Consider the following 17,150-nt stretch of genomic DNA (forward strand, 5'->3'; position numbering starts at 1 on the left):
CTGGCGTACATGCGAGAAGCGCCGGAACCCGTTGGGGCCCGGCGCTTCTCGGTGTCTGGAGCGGGCGACGAGAATCGAACTCGCGTATTCAGCTTGGGAAGCTGATGTTCTACCATTGAACTACGCCCGCGAGGCGTGCCCGGAGAGTCTAACCCGACACTTCTCGGGGCAAGAAGTCGCCGCTGAGATACCGTGACCGACGTGCTGCTCTCCGACCGCGACATCCTGGCGCAGATCGAGGCCGGTCGTGTCCAGCTCGACCCCTACGACGCCTCGATGATCCAGCCCTCCAGCATCGACATCCGGATGGACCGTTTCTTCCGGCTGTTCGACAACCACAAGTACCCCTACATCGACCCGGCCGAGGAGCAGGAAGAGCTCACGCGGCCGCTCGAGGTCGCCGACGGTGAGCCGTTCGTGCTGCACCCCGGCGAGTTCGTCCTGGGGTCCACGCTCGAGGCCGTCACGCTGCCCGACGACATCGCCGCGCGGGTCGAGGGCAAGTCGAGCCTCGGCCGACTGGGCCTGCTGACACACGCGACCGCCGGCTTCGTCGACCCCGGCTTCTCGGGGCACGTCACGCTCGAGCTGTCCAACGTCGCGACCCTGCCGATCAAGCTCTGGCCCGGCATGAAGATCGGTCAGCTGTGCTTCTTCCAGCTGAGCTCACCGGCCGAGAACCCTTACGGCAGCGCGAAGTACGGCTCTCACTACCAGGGCCAGCGCGGCCCGACCGCGAGCCGTTCGTTCCAGAGCTTCCACCGCTCCCAGGTCTGACCGTGGCCTCGCCGCACCTGCAGATGCCGCGCGTACGACGACCGCGCGCCATCGCCCTGGTGCTGCACGGCGGCGAGGAGCGCAGCGAGACGCCGGTCAAGCGGTTCGAGCCGGCGTTGCTGCGGATGCTGCCGTTCGCGCGCGACGTCGAGGCGCGCAGCCGCGGTCGGGTCGGAGCAGCCTTGCTGCGCAACGCTGTTCGCGGCTACAACGACGACGATCGTTCACCCGTACGCGACGCGACGTGGGCGCTGGAGCGGCTGCGGTCGGCGTACCCGGACCTCCCGATCGGCGTGATCGGCCACTCGCTCGGCGGCCGCGTGGCGCTCGAGCTCGCCGACCACCCCGAGGTGTCGAGCGTGGTCGCGCTCGCGCCGTGGGTGGCGCAGGAGTACGCCGGTGAGACGTTCGTGGGCACACCGCTGCTCGTCGTCCACGGCCGTCAGGACACCGTCACCGATCCGCACAAGTCCGAGGCTCTCGTACGCCGGGTGCAGGCCGCAGGCGGTGACGCGACGTTCGTCGACATGGCGGGCTGGCACGCGATGCTGTGGCGGGCGGGGGAGTGGCATCGGCTGGCTTCGCGGTTCACCGAGCAGATGCTGCTGCGCAGAGATAACTCTGTGTTTGGTGTCGCATAACGGACGAAGTCCCACCGGCTGTCGGTCCCAGGCGTTAGGTTGGCACGCATGATCCGCTTCGAGCAGGTCACCAAGAGCTACCCGGCTGCTGGCGGCAGGGAGTCGACGACCGCGGTCGACCACCTGTCACTCGAGGCGCCGACCGGGCAGATCACGGTGTTCGTCGGTCCGTCCGGCTGTGGCAAGACCACGTCCTTGCGCATGATCAACCGCATGATCGAGCCGACCTCCGGTCAGATCCTCATCGACGACCGCGATGTCACCTCGGTCAACGCCTCCGAGCTGCGCCGAGGCATCGGCTACGTCATCCAGCACGCCGGGCTGTTCCCGCACAAGAAGATCGTCGACAACGTCGCCACGGTGCCGTTGCTCAACGGCTGGGACAAGCGCAAGGCGCGCGATCGCGCGCACGAGGTGCTCGAGCTCGTCGGGTTGCCAGGCGATTTCGCCGACCGCTACCCGTCACAGCTGTCCGGCGGTCAGCAGCAGCGCGTGGGCGTGGCTCGTGCGCTCGCCGCCGACCCGCCCGTGATGCTGATGGACGAGCCGTTCAGCGCCGTCGACCCGGTGGTGCGTGACCAGCTGCAGGACGAGTTCCTGCGGCTGCAGAGCGAGATCGGCAAGACGATCATCTTCGTCACGCACGACATCGACGAGGCCATCAAGCTCGGTGACCAGGTGGCGGTGCTGCGGGTCGGTGGCAAGCTCGCCCAGATCGCCGAGCCGTCCTATCTGCTGGCGCACCCGATCGACGACTTCGTGGCCGACTTCGTGGGGCGTGACCGCGGCTACCGCGCCCTGGCCTTCACCGACGCGCCCGACCTGCGCCTGGCCGACGAGCCGACCGTGCCGCTCGGGACGACGCCCGAGCAGGCCCGGGCCGCCACGCGCGACGGCTGGCTGCTGGTCGTCGACGACGGCCGCCCGCAGGGCTGGGTCGAGCCGCACCGCATCGAGGCGCCCATCGAGCAGTCGATGCTCCACCGCGGTGGCACGGTCGCCCGGGCTCGCGGTCCGCTGCGGGCTTCGCTCGACGCGGCGCTGTCCTCGCCGAGCCGGCGTGGCGTCCTGGTCGACGACGACGGCCGCCTGGTCGGCACGGTGCGCGCTCACGAGGTGCTGCACGCGATCGAAGAGGTCGACCGGCCTGAGGTGCACGACGAGGACATCGCCCCCACCAGTGCCGCGGGTGACTAGCCGTGGACTGGAGCTACATCGGTGACAACTGGTCCGACATCCTCGACCGGGCCTGGCAGCACACCCAGCTCGCCGGCATCCCGCTGATCATCGGGCTGCTGATCGCGCTGCCGCTGGGCTGGCTCGGGCAGCGGGTGCGCTGGCTCAAGCCGGTGCTGCTGTCCGGCTCGGGGCTGCTCTACACGATCCCGTCGCTCGTGCTGTTCGTCGTGATGCCGATCTTCCTCGGCACCAAGATCCTCGACCCCGTCAACGTCATCGCGGCGATGACGCTCTACACGCTGGCGCTGCTCGTCCGCACGGTCACTGACGGTCTCGAGGCCGTGCCCGAGTCGACCCGGCAGGCGGCCACCGCGATCGGCTACCCACCGCTCAAGCGGTTCCTCGGCGTCGAGCTGCCGCTGGCCGTGCCGGTCATCGCCTCCGGCCTGCGCGTCGCAGCGGTCAGCAACGTGAGCATCGTCAGCGTCGCCGCCCTGCTCGGCATCCCGCAGCTCGGCTACTACCTGACCGACGGCTACAAACGTGAGTACTGGACCGAGATCTGGGTCGGCATCGGCGCCTGCGTCATCCTCGCGCTGCTGTTCGACCTGGTCATCCAGCTGATCGCGCGGGCGCTCACGCCGTGGCTGAGGGCGAGGACCGCATGATCATCACCGACACCTGGAAGTGGCTCACCGACGGCAGCAACTGGTCGGGACCGGACGGCATCGGGCACCGCATCGTCGAGCACGTCTGGTACTCCGGGCTCGTGCTGCTGATCGCCCTGATCATCGCGATCCCGCTGGGGTCGTGGATCGCGCACACCGGCCGTGCCAAGTGGCTCGTCTCGATCGCCAACTCGCTGCGAGCCGTGCCGAGCCTGGGCCTGCTCTTCGCAGCCTCGATGTGGCTGACACCCAAGTTCAAGGGTGACGGCGACGCGGGGTTCCTCGTGCCCGCCATCGCCGTGCTCGTGATCCTGGCGATCCCACCGTTGCTGGCGGGTGCGTACTCCGGTGTGAGCGAGACCGACCCGGCCGCACGCGACGCCGCCAAGGGCATGGGCATGTCCGGGATGCAGGTGTTCGGCAAGGTCGAGCTGCCGTGCGCACTGCCGCTGATGTTCTCGGGTCTGCGCAGCGCCACCCTGCAGGTCATCGCGACGGCCACCATCGCGGCGTTCGTCGGGCTCGATGCGCTCGGAGCGTTCCTGCGCGACGGCCTCGCCTCCAGCATCTATCCCGAGATGATCGGCGGCTCGGTGCTGGTCGCTGCCCTCGCGCTGCTCGCCGACCTGCTGCTCGCGCTGATCCAGCGCACGGTCGTCTCGCCGGGTCTCACCGGTCGTACGCCGCGGCGCCGTCGCGGTGGCGCGGACGAGGCGACTCGCCTGAGCGCGGCCGGCGCACATGCCACCGGGAGCAGCAGCTGATGAATTCCCTTCGCAGACAAGGAAACCGGACCATGCGACGTACGACGAGCCTCGTGGCGGCGGCCGCGGTCACCGTGCTGGCGCTCAGCGGCTGCGGACTCTCCGGTGATGCGCTGGAGTCCGGTGGCGGAGGCAGCTGCGACAGCTCCGAGAAGCCGAAGGACGGCCCGATCAAGATCGGCTCCGCCGACTTCCCCGAGTCGAGCCTGATCGCCGAGGTCTACGCCGGCGCGCTGAAGGCCAAGGGCATCAACGCCTCCACGACCGACCCGATCGGCGCACGTGAGGCCTACCTCAAGGCGCTCTCGGACGGCTCGGTCCAGATCGTGCCCGAATACACCAACTCGCTGCTGACCTTCCTCGACAAGGATGCGCAGGCCAAGGGCCCGGACGAGATCTACGCCGCGCTGCTCACGACCGTGCCGTGTGACCAGCTCGCGCTGCAGAAGTCGGCGGCCGAGGACTCCAACGCGATCGTCGTCCCCAAGAACGTCGCCGACAAGTGGCAGCTCAAGACGATCTCCGACCTGGCCAAGCACGCCAACGAGGTCACCATCGCAGCGCCGGCCGAGTTCCGCACGCGTGAGCAGGGCCTGGTCGGCCTGAAGTCGACCTACCAGCTCACGCCCAAGTCGTTCCGGCCGCTCGGCAACCCGCAGGCGATCGCGTCGGCCCTCAAGAACGGCCAGGCGCAGGCGGCCAACATCTTCTCGACCGACCCGGCGATCACGACCAACGGGTTCGTGGTGCTCAAGGACGACAAGCAGCTGTTCGGCTCCGACAACGTCGTACCGCTGATCGCCAAGAAGGCCGCGACACCCAAGGTGCAGGTCACCCTCAACGCGGTGTCGACCAAGCTGACGACACCCGTGCTCGCGCAGATGCTCAAGCAGGTCGTCGTCGACAAGAAGGACGCCAAGTCCGTGGCGGCCACCTTCCTGAAGCAGAACGGCCTCGCCTGACCCACGTCGTACGCCCTCACCCTCGCCCCGGGGGTGAGGGCGCCGTCGTACGCCCGCGCCCTCGTACGAAAACCGTCTGTCCGGCAGTCCATGCACTGCCGATCAGACGAGATTCGTACGAGCCCACCGGCAAAAGCTGGGCAGGTGCACACGTATGGATGTGCAGCTCGCCACCTTTGCCGAGGTGCGGCGAAAGCTGAGCGGCCGGACATCCATGCGTGTGCAGCTCGCCACCTTGTGCCGGGGGAGGACGGCTGGACCCGTGACATCTGTCATGACCTGCGGTGCACACACATCGACGACTGGATGAGTGAGCGCTCACTCATGTAGCGTCGCGCTCGTGACCTCCGCCGACAGCACCTCTGCTCGCGCCCGCCCGCTGCCGGCGCACGAGCGGCGCAACGCCCTGATCGACGCGACCCTCGCAGCGATCCGCGAGCACGGTCGTACGCCGTCGACGCGGCAGATCGCTGAGGCCGCCGGCGTTGCGGAGGGCACGATCTTCCGGGCGTTCGCCAGCAAGGACGAGCTGCTCGACGCTGCCATCGCCCGCGCGTTCGACCCCGAGCCTCTCGAGCAGGCGCTGTGCGAGATCACCGTCGACCTGCCGTTGCGGGAGCGGCTGATCGCCCTCGTCGCACTGCTGCAGGAGCGGTTCAGCGCGGTGTTCGGTCTGATGGCCGCTCTCGGGATGACGGCGCCGCCGTCGGAGCACCTCAACCGCAGCCGAACACCTGAGAGGCACCAGGCGCTGAGCACCGACATCGTCGACCTCGTCCGACCCGACGCCGACCGGTTCCGCGTCGCGCCCGAACAGCTCGTCACCTACCTGCGACTGCTGACCTTCTCGGGGAGCCACCCCGAGATCACCCACGGCACGCTGCTCAAGCCGGACGAGATCGTCGACATCGTCCTCGGCGGCGTGCTGATCGACCGCGACAGCGAGGGGGCGCCGTGAATTCGGTTGACCTCACGCAGGGTTCAACGTCTAGCGTCGAGCCCGCTCTTCGGCCCTCGGCGGCCCACCGCACCCCCATCTCCTCGACCACGAAGGACTCCTCGTGCTTGTGAAGCTCCTCCGCGAACGCCTCCAGGCGTACGGCGGATGGCTGGCTGCCCTCATCGCGCTCCAGCTGGTGAGCGTGGCGGCCTCGTTGTACCTGCCCAGCCTCAACGCCGCGATCATCGACAAAGGACTGTCCCGCGGTGACACCGACTACATCTGGCACACCGGTCTGATCATGCTCGCGGTGTCGTTCGTCCAGGTGCTCGCTGCGGGCGCTGCGACCTACGTCGGCGCTTTCACCGCAACGGGATTCGGCCGCGACGTACGAGCGGCGATCTTCCGCACCGTCGGCCGGTTCTCCGGCCGTGAGGTCAACGAGTTCGGCGCGCCGTCGCTGATCACGCGCTCCACCAACGACGTCCAGCAGGTGCAGATGCTCGTGCTGATGGGCTGCAACATGGTGGTTGCGGCACCGATCATGATGGCCGGCGGTGTCGTGATGGCCCTGCGTGAGGACGTCGGGCTGAGCTGGCTGATGGTCGTGGCGGTGCCGGTGCTCGCGATCGCGATCGGCCTGATCGTCTCGCGCATGGTGCCCGGCTTCCGGTCGATGCAGAAGAAGCTCGACGAGGTCAACCGGGTGCTGCGCGAGCAGCTGATGGGCGTGCGCGTCATCCGCGCCTTCGTCCGCGAGCCGTACGAGACCTCGCGGTTCACCGGCGCCAACGCCGAGCTGACCGAGGTGTCACGGCGCGTGATGCGGCTGATGGGCGCGATGTTCCCGATCGTCATGCTCGTCATGAACGCCTCCACCGTCGCGGTCCTGTGGTTCGGCGGTCACCGGGTCGGCAGCGGTGACATGCAGGTCGGCTCGCTGACGGCGTACATGACCTATCTGATCCAGATCCTGATGTCGGTGATGATGGCGACCTTCATGGTGATGATGATCCCGCGCGCGTCGGTGTCGTCCGAGCGCATCCAGGGAGTGCTCGACACCGAGAGCTCGGTCGTGCCGCCGCGCGAGCCCGTACGCGTCGAGCAGGTCCGCGGCGTCGTCGAGCTCGACCACGTGTCGATGCGCTACCCGGGGGCGGATGTGCCCGTGCTGCGCGACGTGTCGCTGCGTGCCGAGCCGGGCCAGACGGTCGCCGTCATCGGTTCGACCGGGTCGGGCAAGACGACGTTGATCTCTTTGGTGGCAAGGCTTTTCGACGCCACCGATGGTCGGGTCACGATCGACGGGGTGGACGTCCGCGAGCTCGATCCCGAGATGCTCTGGGGGCATCTCGGCATCGTCCCGCAGAAGCCCTACCTGTTCAGTGGCACGGTGGCGAGCAACCTGCGCTACGGCAATCCGAGTGCCACCGACGAGGAGATCTGGGAGGCGTTGGAGGTCGCTCAGGCCAAGGACTTCGTCGCCAAGATGGATGGTGGTCTCGAGGCGACGATCGCCCAGGGCGGCACCAACGTCTCGGGCGGTCAGCGGCAGCGCCTGTGCATCGCGCGCGCCATCGTCGCCCGGCCGTCGATCTACCTGTTCGACGACTCGTTCTCGGCGCTGGACCTCGCGACGGACGCGCGGCTGCGGGGCGCGCTCGCGCCGTACACCCGTGATGCAACGGTTTTTCTTGTCGCACAACGGGTTTCGACCATCACCGGTGCTGATCGAATCATTGTGCTCGACGACGGCCTCGTGGTCGGTTCGGGCACCCACGACGAGCTGCTCGACACCTGCGAGACCTATCAGGAGATCGTCGAGTCGCAGGCGGCTCAGGAGAGTGCGGCATGAGTGACGAGACGAAGGAAGCGCCCGCCGACGACAAGGGCGCGGTCAAGACGATGGCGACCCCTCGTCGTACGACGCGGATCGGCGGCGGCCCGATGGCCGCGATGGGGCCGACCGACAAGTCGATGAACTTCAAGCCGTCCGCCAAGAGGCTCATCGGTCTGCTGCGCCCGCAGATGGTGCGCATGGTCGCGGTGCTGGCGCTGACGGTGACCGCGGTCGTGCTCAACGTGATCGGTCCGCGCATCACCGGTCATGCCGTCGACAAGATCTTCGCCGGCGCGATCGGCCAGGAGCTGCCGGACGGTCAGAGCAAGGACCAGGTCGTCGACGGTCTGCGGGACAGCGGGCAGGGCACGTTCGCCGACATGGTGTCGGCGATGGACGACCTGGTGCCCGGGCAGGGCATCGACTTCGGCGCCGTCGGCAAGATCCTGCTGATCGTGCTGACACTGTTCGCGCTGGCGTCGGTCTTCCAGTACGCCCAGAGCTGGCTGCTCAACGACGCCGTCCAGGCGACGGTGCGTCGGCTGCGCGACGACGTCGAGGCCAAGATCCATCGGCTGCCGCTGAGCTATTTCGACCAGCAGCCGCGCGGTGAGCTGCTGTCGCGAGTCACCAACGACATCGACAACATCGGCCAGTCGCTCACGCAGACGTTGAGCCAGCTGCTGTTCTCGCTGCTCACGGTGGTCGGCGTGCTCGTGATGATGCTGACGGTGTCGCCGCTGCTCACGATCTTCGCGGTCGTGTCGATCCCGCTGGCCATGATGGTGACCGGCCAGATCATGAAGCGGTCGCAGAAGCAGTTCGTGGCCCAGTGGAGCCACACCGGCGAGCTCAACGGCCAGATCGAGGAGACCTTCACCGGGCACGAGCTGGTGACGGTGTTCGGTCGACGTCGTGAGGTCGAGGAGCGGTTCGACGCCAAGAACGAGCAGCTGCGCTCGGTCAGCCACAAGGCGCAGTTCATCTCCGGTCTGATGATGCCGATCATGATGTTCGTCGGGAACCTCACCTACGTCATCGTCTGTGTCGTCGGCGGGCTGCGGGTCGCGAGCGGCTCGATGACGATCGGTGGTGTGACGGCGTTCGTGCAGTACTCCCGCCAGTTCACCCAGCCGCTCGCCCAGCTGGCGTCGATGGCCAACCTGCTGCAGTCGGGCGTCGCCTCGGCCGAGCGGGTCTTCGAGCTGCTGGACGCGCCGGAGCAGTCGGCTGATGCGGACGGGCACCTGCCGCATACGCGCGGACGGGTGGCGTTCGAGGACGTGAGCTTCGGGTACGCCGACACGCCCCTGATCGAGCACCTCGACCTGGTCGCCGAGCCGGGGCAGACGGTGGCGATCGTGGGTCCGACGGGCGCCGGCAAGACGACGCTGGTCAACCTGCTGATGCGCTTCTACGAGCTCGACGGCGGCCGAATCACGTTGGATGGCACGGATATTCGCTCGGTGCCGCGGGCCGAGCTGCGCGACCGCATCGGCATGGTGCTGCAGGACACCTGGCTGTTCGGCGGCACGATCCGCGACAACATCGCGTACGGCAACCTCGACGCCACCGAGGAGCAGATCCAGGAGGCGGCTCGGGCGACGTTCGTCGACAGGTTCGTGCACTCGCTTCCGGACGGCTACGACACCGTCGTCGACGAGGAGGGCAACAACGTGTCGGTCGGTGAGCGCCAGCTCATCACGATCGCGCGGGCCTTCCTCGCCGACCCGGCGATGCTCGTGCTCGATGAGGCGACCAGCTCGGTCGACACCCGCACCGAGGTGCTGCTCCAGCACGCCATGGCGGCACTGCGTTCGGACCGCACGAGCTTCGTGATCGCGCACCGCCTGTCGACGATCCGTGACGCCGACACGATCCTGGTCATGGAGGACGGACACATCGTCGAGCAGGGCAGCCATGCCCAGCTGATCGCGGCCGAGGGTGCGTACTACCGCCTCTACATGGCGCAGTTCCGTGGCGCTGTCGTCGACGTCGACGAGGAGGACGCGGCCGGCGTCGCCGCGCCGTGACGCCTCGCACGTGACACCGCTCATCACCGCGGGGACGAGGAGGGGGTCCCCGCGGTGACGGAGGTGTCTTCACGCTCGAGCGTGAAGTCGTACGTCCCGCTCACCTGACCGGTCAGGAAGCCCTCGTGGTCGGCGTACCAGCGCTGCAGAGCCGGGTTGGTGCTGTCACGTCCGAGCTGGGCCTGCGCCGACGCGGCGTAGCGGGCGCCGTTGTGCGTCTCGATGGGTGTGTCCGGCTGGGCGCTGCTGCCCGCTGGGACGGGGTGTCCGGGGGCGACCCACTCGTCGCCGGGCCTGCCGTCGGTGTTCATGGTCGGGTCGAGCACGACGCGCAGACGGTTGGCCCGGTCGGGATCGGGCGCGGCGTCGAGGCGCGGCACCGGGTCGGTCCGGTGCTCCAAGGACAGCACTGCGACGTCGTCGGGGAAGGCGTAGCGAGAGATCGGCGAGCCTGAGGTGACCACGGCCGGTGCGCCGAACGTCCTGCGGAACGACTCGTCCGTCGCGAGCTTGGCGGCGACCAGCCCACCCTGGCTGTGCCCGCTGAGCATGATCGGCTCTGCGCCGGGCCGCACTCCCGCCTGGCCCATCGCCGACGTGATCGCCTGGCGGACTGCTGCGTCGAGCCGCGTGCTCTTCTGAGCGGCGAGCAGGACGTTGGCAGCGGCATTGGAGGCGTTGCGCCCACCGATCGGGTCCCAGGACTGGGTCCCCGGGATCGTCACGATCCAACGACCACCTCCGCTGCGGTCGACGACCCGCTGGACACGCACGCGCCCGACACCGTCGATCTGGGCAGACGGGCTCTCGACCTTGGCCTGCGCGCTCACGAGGCCCGCGAGATCGCGCGGTGGTGCGGTTGCTGCGCGGGCTTCGCGTGCGCGGGCTGCATCGGTCGTCGGCGGCGGGACCGGTCGCGCGATGATCGGAGTGTTGTCGGTGAGCAGCCCGACGCCTTGGGCAGCTGCGAGCAGGACGGCGATCTGTGACTCCAGCGAGATCGCGTCGTTGCCGAGCGGTGCCCGCGCGGCGCCGATGGTGGCATCCGTGAGCCAGGGGTGCTCGTACGCCGTGCCGTTGAGGGCCTGCAGGGTGACGCGGCCGGCGGCCTGCGGGCGGCCGACCGCGAGCAGCGTGAGAACGACCGGTGCCCGTTCGCCGAGCGCCAGGATGAGTGTGCCTCCGACCGCGACGCCGCCGAAGCGGGTGAGCGCAGCCTCGCGACCAGCCGTGAGCATCCGCTCGACGGTCTGCTCGGCGCGCTCGTAGGTGCCGGCGGCCAGGCGGAGGCCGCGTCCGGTGACCTCCAGCCGCAGCGCGAGGGCGGGAAGCGCCTGTCGGCCGAGCGTCAGGGCCGTCACCTGCTGGGCGACCCGGGCGCCGGTGCGCGGAGCGATCAGAGCGCTCTTGTGAGGGAGGTGGGCGCTCATGCGGACGACGCCGCCGGCGACGTGGCGGGCAGCGTCGCCGGAGCGGTCGAGAGAGGATCCCGTCGTACGCAGGTCGTCGGCACGCGCCTCGTAGGACAGGGCGCCACCGGAGAACTGAGGCGGGGCGACGCGTGTCTCGGGTGGTGCGCCCGCGGTGCGGATGGTGCTCATGCCGCAGTCCTGATTGCGCCGGAGACGACCATCGAGGTGCACGCGTTCAGGAGCGCGTGGCGCAGGTCGGTGCTGCCGAGAGGTTCGACGCGGGCGAGGCCGTCGTCGCCGAGTGACATCTCGAACCACCCGCTCGGCATGAGCTGTGCGTGGCGGATCACCACATCGGAGCCGGTCGACGACAGACCGATCATGAGCACGGTATGCATCCCGTACGCCGCCTCGCGCACCCACTCGGGCATCGCACCGTGGCCGGTGATGTCGAGGGCGACGTCGAGCGCGGCGACGTCGCCGTGGCGTACGCCGTCGGCGAGCAGTGCGACGTCCTCGACCGCCACCGGCTCTCGCCCCCAGCCGGCTGGGCGACCGCTGACGGACGTCTCGGGGATCAGCTCCCAGAGCGTGTCCACGAGGTGCTCCAGGGCACCCGATGCCACGACGGTCACGGTGGAGCCGTCCGCCTCGTCGACCAGGACGCACGACGCGACGAATCCGGGACCGGCGACCGCCGCACGGCACCACAGCACGTGATCGGGTCGGCGTACGACGACCTGGACGTGGGCGGGCGCGTCGCGCAGTGCGTCGAGCTCGACCTGTGCGCGAGCGTGGTCGTCGGGGGAGCGCAGCGTCGTACGACGCACGGCGCTCATGACCGTACCGCCGCGGACTGCCACGAGCGGGCCGCGTCGACGACCCCGTCGAGGTCCATCCCGTGCGGCCGCGGTACCAGCCTGCTGAGGGTGCGCTCATGCCTCTCGACGGCGGACGCATGAGCGGTCAGGCGACGCGCGAGCTCGTCGAGATCGTCTGCACGCGAACCGAACTCGCGAGCGCGGTCGTGGAGCCGGGTGCGGTAGCGATCAGCGCCGACACCCTTCCAGGAGGAGCACCCGGCGCGGATAAGGCCGCGCTGCGCCGACCGTGCATCGCGAGCCAGGCGCTCGACGGTGCGTGCCGCGTCACGGATCTGCTGGGGGTCATCGGTCATGCGTCCGAGCCTGTCGCCGGCAGGTCGGTGGCGCACGCCCGAGGGCAGCGGCTGTGGACGAGTTCCGTTGTGCCACAGGGGATGTGGACGTCAGTCCACGAGCGCGCACACCTCCGTCTCGGTGCCCTCGCGCACCACCAGGCTCTTGGACCCGTCGGGCTGGAACTCGATGACGTGGTGGCCGGTGAACCGGTAGTAGCCCTGCGGCAGGTCCGGCCCGCTGCCAGCGCCCCACCCGATGCCGACAGGCCCCTCGGTCCCGTAGGTGGCCATGGAGCCGTCCGCGCGGTAGAGCACCTCAGCGCGCCCACTGAGGTCGAGGTCGACATGTGACCCGCTGGTCTCGTTCGTCGCCCGTGTCAGCAACGGTCCGGTGTAGACCTCGGTCCTGGGCGTGCCGTCGTCCCATCGCGTCAGCGCCTTGACCTTGATGTCCTGCGAGATCGCGTGCAGCGTCATGTCGAACGTGCCGCAGTACCTCGCCGCGGGCAGGTGGAGGTTGCTCTCGACGTAGGGCTGCCACGACTCGTGGACGGCGTGCCAGCCGGAGTCGGCGGTGGCGGTCGGAGTCGGCGCGAGCACGGTGGCGCCGGCGGCCGCCGCCGCGAGTACGCCGACGAGTGTGCGAGTGATCATGGCGATCTCCTAACCCAAAAACATGAATAACTGGTTAGGCAACTCAAGCGGTTAGGCTGCGGGCGGTCAAGAGTGAGGGGTCACGATGGCGACCTGGTGGACGACGGTCGACGGCCGAGTGCTGCCCAAGCCGCTCGCCGGGCACCCCGGCCTCGAGCTGTGCAACACGTGGGCCGGCTGGGGCGAGGCGCACGACGACCGGCACGAGTACCTGCGCGACTACACCTACCTGCCCGTGCTGGCCGCATCGCTCGGAATCATGTCCGACGAGCGCTCGAACGCCCTGCAGCGCAAGGCAGCTCGTCATCCTGACGAGGCCCACGGCGTACTCGAGGAGACGCGCTCGCTGCGCACCGACCTGTACGCCGCACTCACCGGTCGGGCGACCGGCGCAGCCTTCGGCAGGGTCGCGGACGCGGCGGCGTCGGGCCGGTCTCGTCAGGTGCTGGTCCGCTCGGACGAGGGCGCCTCCTGGGCCCACCCGACTCGGCCCACCCTGGGTGAGCCGCTCGACCTGTTCGTCCTCGCCGCGACGGAGGTGCTGACCTCCGATCGGGTCGCAGCCGTGCGCGCGTGTCCGGGCGCGGGCTGCGGATGGCTCTTCCTCGGGTCAGGCAAGCGGCGGTGGTGCCAGATGGCGGTGTGCGGCAACCGGGCCAAGCAGGCGTCGTACGCCGCCCGCTCCCGCGAGTGAGCGGTCGGCCGGCGCCGGGAGCGCTCGGCCGACCGCCGTGCTCGTACGGTCAGATGTCGGTGGCCGGGAGCAGCGCGTGCCAGGTCGCCGGCCCGGCGACCCCGTCGACCCGCAGGTTCGGGTAGCCGGTGTTGTCGTTGACCATCTGCTGGAAGATCTTCACCGCGTTGGTCGTCTTCGTCCCGAAGCTCCCGTCGACGACGAGTCGCTGTGCGGGTGGCGAGATGGTCTGGTTCAGCTTGATCTGCAGCGCGACCACCGCGTTGCCACGTGACCCGTAGCGCACCTGCTGCGCAGCAGCAGCCTGTACCACTCGGTGGTGGTCGACAGCCTGCCGGTGATGGGCAGCCGCTCGGCCGACTGGAACCGCTTGACCGCGGCCTGCGTGCCGTAGCCGAACGATCCGTCGACCGCGAGTGATGGAACCCAGCGGCGCAGGAGGTACTGCACCGTGCGCACCGGTTTGTACGTGCTCTCGACCGACCCGAGCCGCAGCTGCGGGTACGCCGGGTCGTCGGCGTGCGCCGCACCAGCGCCTGCGACACCGAGCACGACAGCCGCTGATCCCGCGGCCGTGCCGGCGAGCAAGGTGCGTCGAGTGATGTGGTGATTCATGGTTCCTCCCCAAGGACGAGCGGCACTCCCCAGTGCCGCGTGGGCTGTCTGCGGGTGCAGACGGCTCCGTCACAGGGACGTCTCAGCGGACGTCGGGGTTGTCCTCAGCCCTGCAGGGCGTGCCAGGTGGTGAGGTGAGCATCGCGGGCGTCGGTGTCGGGCGAGCCGTGGCCGGGAGTGGCCGGCACGCCGAGACCGAGCATGGCGGTGGCCGCGAACGAGCCGGCCTGGAGCGTGCGCTGCCGAACGTCGGTGTTCATCGGATGCCTCTCGTCGCGGTGGGTCGGGGCGCGGTGCCGGGACCACTGTCAGGACGCCTGACCCGGTGGTCGGGTTGTCACCGACGACCACCGGGTACGCCGAAGGCCCGCCACGGCGTACGCGGCGGGCCTTCGAACGGTCGGCGGATCAGGCGTCGGCGGTGGCCGGCTCCTTGTCCTCGCCGCGGCGGATGGCCGCCAGCAGCATGTTGGCGACGTCGACGACCTCGACCTCTTCGCGGGCCTCGCCGTCGGACTGCTTGGCGGTCAGGCCGTCGGTCATCATCACGCGGCAGAACGGGCAGCCGATGGCGATGCGGTCGGCGCCGGTGGCGACGGCCTCGTCGGTGCGGTTGAGGTTGATGCGCGAGCCGAGCTTCTCCTCCATCCACATGCGGGCACCGCCGGCGCCGCAGCAGAAGGACTTCTCGCCGGAGCGCTCCATCTCCTTGTACTCGACGCCGGGCAGCGCGCCGATGAGCTCGCGCGGCGGGGCGTAGACGCCGTTGTGGCGACCGAGGTAGCACGGGTCGTGGTAGGTCACCGAGCTCGCGGTCGAGGCGGCACCCGAGGTGTCGGCCTCGTCGGGACGGGCCACCGGCACGAGCTTCTTCTCGCGGACGAGGCGGTTGAGCAGCTGCGTGTGGTGCACGACCTCGTACTCGCCGCCGAGCTGCGGGTACTCGTTCTTGATCGTGTTGAAGCAGTGCGCGCAGGTGACGACGATCTTCTTGGCCTTGGACTCGTTGAGCACCTCGACGTTCTGCGACGCCAGCATCTGGAAGAGCATCTCGTTGCCGGCGCGGCGAGCCGGGTCACCGGTGCAGGTCTCGCCGTCACCGAGGACCGCGAACTCGACGCCCGCGGTGTGCAGCAGCTCGGCCACCGCACGCGTGGTCTTCTTGGCACGGTCCTCGTACGCGCCCGCGCAGCCGACCCAGAACAGCCACTCGACCTCGTCGGCCGACTCGATGTCCGAGCCGATCACCTTGACGTCGAACGGCAGGTCCTTGGCCCAGTCGAGACGGGCGCGAGCCGACATGCCCCACGGGTTCTGCTTGTTCTCGAGGTTCTTGAACAGACCGCCGAGCTCGCTCGGGAAGGCCGACTCGATGAGCACCTGGTAGCGGCGCATGTCGACGATGTGGTCGACGTGCTCGATGTCGACCGGACACTGCTCGACGCAGGCGCCGCACGTCGTACAGGACCACAGGACGTCCTGGTCGATGACCGCGTCCGGGCCGTGCGGGTTGTACGCGGTCAGCGGCGCCATCAGGTCGTACGACGTGTCGCCGATGAGGGCGGTCGTGACGGCGGCCGGGGCCTCCTCGGGGGCGTTGCCGGCCTGGGCGGCCTTCATGTACGGAGCGCGCGCGGCGGCGTTCTCACGCAGCGTCATCATCAGCAGCTTGGGCGACAGCGGCTTCTCGGTGTTCCAGGCGGGGCACTGCGACTGGCAACGACCGCACTCGGTGCAGGTCGAGAAGTCGAGCAGGCCCTTCCAGGTGAAGTCCTCGACCTTGCCGACGCCGAGCTTGACGTCGTCCTCGTCCTCCATGAGCTCGTCGAGGTTGTCGAAGTCGACCGGCTGGCCCTCGATCTGCATGGGCTTCAGCGGGCCGAGAGCGGTCTTGCCGTCGGCGTTGCGCTTGAAGAAGATGTTGAAGAACGCCAGGAAGCGGTGCCAGGCGACACCCATCGTGATGTTGCTGCAGATGGTGATCAGCCAGACCATCGCGGTGACGATCTTGATCGTCGAGATCACGACGATGAACTGCTTGATGCCGTCGCGGCCCAGGTCGGTGAACCACTCGCCGAACCACGCGGTCAGCGGGAAGTGCAGCAGGTCGGCGTGCTCACCGTCGCCGGTCTTGTCGAGGGCGTACTCCAGGCCGCGCAGCGTGACGACGCAGAAGATCTCGATCGCGATGACGAGCTCGACGAAGTAGGCCTGCCAGAACGTCGAGCCGAAGAAGCGGGAGTAGCGGCCCTGCGGGCTGTCGTTGCGGCCCGGGTGGTTCTTGTAGCGGTTCCAGATGAGCCACAGGATGCCGACGATGCCGGTCCAGCCGAGGATCTCGTTGACCCAGCCCCACAGGAAGAAGTGGCCGATGATCGGCAGCGCGAAGGTCGGGTCCCAGACCTGGAAGTAGGACTGCAGCACCGCCAACGACAGGAGCATGAACGACACCATCGTCACCCAGTGGGCGATGGCGACGATCGGCAGCCGTGACATGCGCGTGTGGCCGAAGATCTCGCGCAGCATCGTCACGGTGCGCTTGCCCTTGGCATCGCCACGCGACTTGTCGGCCTGGCCGAGGCGGAAACCGGACATGATCTGGGGCACGGCGCGCGCCGTCATCACGATGCCGACGAGCGTGATGCCGAGGGTGATGACCGCCGCGACGATCTGCAGTGCTGACATGGACGGCAGTCTAACCAGTTGTTACCCACCGGTAACTGCTGAGGCGAACCTTTGCCACTTCTGTCTCGTCACAGGGCGACGCGTGACGGCGTCAGTACGCTCTGCCCCGGCCGTCGCGCCGACCCAC

At 68.9% G+C, this 17,150-nt stretch carries 18 protein-coding genes and 1 tRNA gene; 10 read left to right on the forward strand and 9 right to left on the reverse strand.

What is annotated here, in order from left to right:
• Positions 1-56: 56 nt before the first annotated feature.
• Positions 57-130: transfer RNA gene (locus tag VV01_RS00580), tRNA-Gly, on the reverse strand.
• Between the two features lie 71 nt (positions 131-201).
• On the opposite strand from VV01_RS00580, the gene dcd reads away from it, so the two are divergent.
• From dcd to VV01_RS00625, 9 genes are all read left to right on the forward strand, one after another.
• Positions 202-777 (forward strand): dCTP deaminase, encoded by a 576-nt coding sequence (gene dcd / locus VV01_RS00585; protein WP_050671636.1) that lies wholly within the window; start codon positions 202-204, stop codon positions 775-777.
• 2 nt (positions 778-779) lie between these two features.
• The gene (locus VV01_RS00590) at positions 780-1,418 is read left to right on the forward strand and encodes an alpha/beta hydrolase (RefSeq protein ID WP_050668191.1); all 639 of its coding nucleotides are present in this window, start codon (positions 780-782) and stop codon (positions 1,416-1,418) included.
• A 48-nt stretch (positions 1,419-1,466) separates the two neighbouring features.
• Positions 1,467-2,615 carry an ABC transporter ATP-binding protein gene (locus tag VV01_RS00595; RefSeq protein WP_050668192.1) on the forward strand — a complete coding sequence of 383 codons (1,149 nt, stop codon included), beginning with the start codon at positions 1,467-1,469 and terminating at the stop codon, positions 2,613-2,615.
• A 2-nt stretch (positions 2,616-2,617) separates the two neighbouring features.
• Positions 2,618-3,265: an ABC transporter permease gene (locus tag VV01_RS00600; protein ID WP_050668193.1), complete on the forward strand. Its 648-nt coding sequence runs from the start codon at positions 2,618-2,620 to the stop codon at positions 3,263-3,265.
• The gene (locus tag VV01_RS00605; protein WP_082221139.1) at positions 3,262-4,029 is read left to right on the forward strand and encodes an ABC transporter permease; all 768 of its coding nucleotides are present in this window, start codon (positions 3,262-3,264) and stop codon (positions 4,027-4,029) included. Before VV01_RS00600 ends, VV01_RS00605 begins: the two co-directional genes overlap by 4 nt.
• A gap of 32 nt (positions 4,030-4,061) precedes the next feature.
• Entirely contained in the window at positions 4,062-4,991 is a 930-nt protein-coding gene (locus VV01_RS00610) for an ABC transporter substrate-binding protein (RefSeq protein WP_050668194.1), read from the forward strand.
• Positions 4,992-5,331: 340 nt separating this feature from the next.
• Positions 5,332-5,949, forward strand: coding sequence for a TetR/AcrR family transcriptional regulator (locus VV01_RS00615; RefSeq protein WP_050668195.1), 618 nt, complete (start codon positions 5,332-5,334; stop codon positions 5,947-5,949).
• Positions 5,950-6,052: 103 nt separating this feature from the next.
• Positions 6,053-7,786, forward strand: coding sequence for an ABC transporter ATP-binding protein (locus VV01_RS00620; protein WP_050668196.1), 1,734 nt, complete (start codon positions 6,053-6,055; stop codon positions 7,784-7,786).
• The gene (locus tag VV01_RS00625; RefSeq protein ID WP_050668197.1) at positions 7,783-9,804 is read left to right on the forward strand and encodes an ABC transporter ATP-binding protein; all 2,022 of its coding nucleotides are present in this window, start codon (positions 7,783-7,785) and stop codon (positions 9,802-9,804) included. Before VV01_RS00620 ends, VV01_RS00625 begins: the two co-directional genes overlap by 4 nt.
• A 23-nt stretch (positions 9,805-9,827) precedes the next feature.
• On the opposite strand, the gene VV01_RS00630 is transcribed toward VV01_RS00625, so the two are convergent.
• The 4 genes from VV01_RS00630 to VV01_RS00645 form a co-directional block, all read right to left on the reverse strand.
• On the reverse strand, positions 9,828-11,405 hold the full coding sequence (locus VV01_RS00630; RefSeq protein ID WP_050668198.1) for an alpha/beta hydrolase family protein: 1,578 nt from the start codon (positions 11,403-11,405) through the stop codon (positions 9,828-9,830).
• Positions 11,402-12,055, reverse strand: coding sequence for a hypothetical protein (locus VV01_RS00635; protein ID WP_157508680.1), 654 nt, complete (start codon positions 12,053-12,055; stop codon positions 11,402-11,404). The genes VV01_RS00630 and VV01_RS00635 overlap by 4 nt, the downstream gene beginning before the upstream one ends.
• Positions 12,052-12,393: a WXG100 family type VII secretion target gene (locus VV01_RS00640; RefSeq protein WP_050668200.1), complete on the reverse strand. Its 342-nt coding sequence runs from the start codon at positions 12,391-12,393 to the stop codon at positions 12,052-12,054. The genes VV01_RS00635 and VV01_RS00640 overlap by 4 nt, the downstream gene beginning before the upstream one ends.
• A 90-nt stretch (positions 12,394-12,483) precedes the next feature.
• Positions 12,484-13,029, reverse strand: a complete 546-nt coding sequence (locus VV01_RS00645; RefSeq protein ID WP_050668201.1) for a hypothetical protein — start codon at positions 13,027-13,029, stop codon at positions 12,484-12,486.
• An 85-nt stretch (positions 13,030-13,114) separates the two neighbouring features.
• On the opposite strand from VV01_RS00645, the gene VV01_RS00650 reads away from it, so the two are divergent.
• The gene (locus tag VV01_RS00650) at positions 13,115-13,723 is read left to right on the forward strand and encodes a CGNR zinc finger domain-containing protein (protein ID WP_050668202.1); all 609 of its coding nucleotides are present in this window, start codon (positions 13,115-13,117) and stop codon (positions 13,721-13,723) included.
• 49 nt (positions 13,724-13,772) lie between these two features.
• Here the strand turns inward: VV01_RS00650 and VV01_RS23715 are convergent, their stop codons facing one another.
• The 4 genes from VV01_RS23715 to VV01_RS00665 all read right to left on the reverse strand — a co-directional run bounded on the left by VV01_RS23715 (position 13,773) and on the right by VV01_RS00665 (position 17,023).
• A complete protein-coding gene (locus VV01_RS23715) occupies positions 13,773-13,982 on the reverse strand; it encodes a peptidoglycan-binding domain-containing protein (protein ID WP_050668203.1) in 210 nt (69 codons plus the stop codon).
• Positions 13,958-14,338, reverse strand: a complete 381-nt coding sequence (locus VV01_RS00660; RefSeq protein ID WP_050668204.1) for a peptidoglycan-binding domain-containing protein — start codon at positions 14,336-14,338, stop codon at positions 13,958-13,960. Before VV01_RS00660 ends, VV01_RS23715 begins: the two co-directional genes overlap by 25 nt.
• A gap of 104 nt (positions 14,339-14,442) precedes the next feature.
• Complete coding sequence (locus VV01_RS23110) at positions 14,443-14,598, reverse strand: hypothetical protein (protein ID WP_157508681.1); 156 nt, start codon at positions 14,596-14,598, stop codon at positions 14,443-14,445.
• A gap of 148 nt (positions 14,599-14,746) precedes the next feature.
• A complete protein-coding gene (locus VV01_RS00665) occupies positions 14,747-17,023 on the reverse strand; it encodes a (Fe-S)-binding protein (protein WP_050668205.1) in 2,277 nt (758 codons plus the stop codon).
• Between the last annotated feature and the right edge of the window lie 127 nt (positions 17,024-17,150).

The sequence above is a fragment of the Luteipulveratus halotolerans genome (assembly GCF_001247745.1).
Taxonomy (GTDB): Bacteria; Actinomycetota; Actinomycetes; order Actinomycetales; family Dermatophilaceae; genus Luteipulveratus; species Luteipulveratus halotolerans.

Bases quoted from the DNA above. Each gene is read 5' to 3' on its own strand.
- VV01_RS00645 (WP_050668201.1), bottom strand. From the start codon at position 13,029: ATGATCACTCGCACACTCGTCGGCGTACTCGCGGCGGCGGCCGCCGGC.
- VV01_RS00650 (WP_050668202.1), top strand. From the start codon at position 13,115: ATGGCGACCTGGTGGACGACGGTCGACGGCCGAGTGCTGCCCAAGCCG.
- VV01_RS00605 (WP_082221139.1), top strand. From the start codon at position 3,262: ATGATCATCACCGACACCTGGAAGTGGCTCACCGACGGCAGCAACTGG.
- VV01_RS00595 (WP_050668192.1), top strand. From the start codon at position 1,467: ATGATCCGCTTCGAGCAGGTCACCAAGAGCTACCCGGCTGCTGGCGGC.
- VV01_RS00610 (WP_050668194.1), top strand. From the start codon at position 4,062: ATGCGACGTACGACGAGCCTCGTGGCGGCGGCCGCGGTCACCGTGCTG.
- VV01_RS00625 (WP_050668197.1), top strand. From the start codon at position 7,783: ATGAGTGACGAGACGAAGGAAGCGCCCGCCGACGACAAGGGCGCGGTC.
- VV01_RS00660 (WP_050668204.1), bottom strand. From the start codon at position 14,338: ATGAATCACCACATCACTCGACGCACCTTGCTCGCCGGCACGGCCGCG.
- VV01_RS00665 (WP_050668205.1), bottom strand. From the start codon at position 17,023: ATGTCAGCACTGCAGATCGTCGCGGCGGTCATCACCCTCGGCATCACG.
- VV01_RS00640 (WP_050668200.1), bottom strand. From the start codon at position 12,393: ATGACCGATGACCCCCAGCAGATCCGTGACGCGGCACGCACCGTCGAG.
- VV01_RS00635 (WP_157508680.1), bottom strand. From the start codon at position 12,055: ATGAGCGCCGTGCGTCGTACGACGCTGCGCTCCCCCGACGACCACGCT.
- VV01_RS00630 (WP_050668198.1), bottom strand. From the start codon at position 11,405: ATGAGCACCATCCGCACCGCGGGCGCACCACCCGAGACACGCGTCGCC.
- VV01_RS23110 (WP_157508681.1), bottom strand. From the start codon at position 14,598: ATGAACACCGACGTTCGGCAGCGCACGCTCCAGGCCGGCTCGTTCGCG.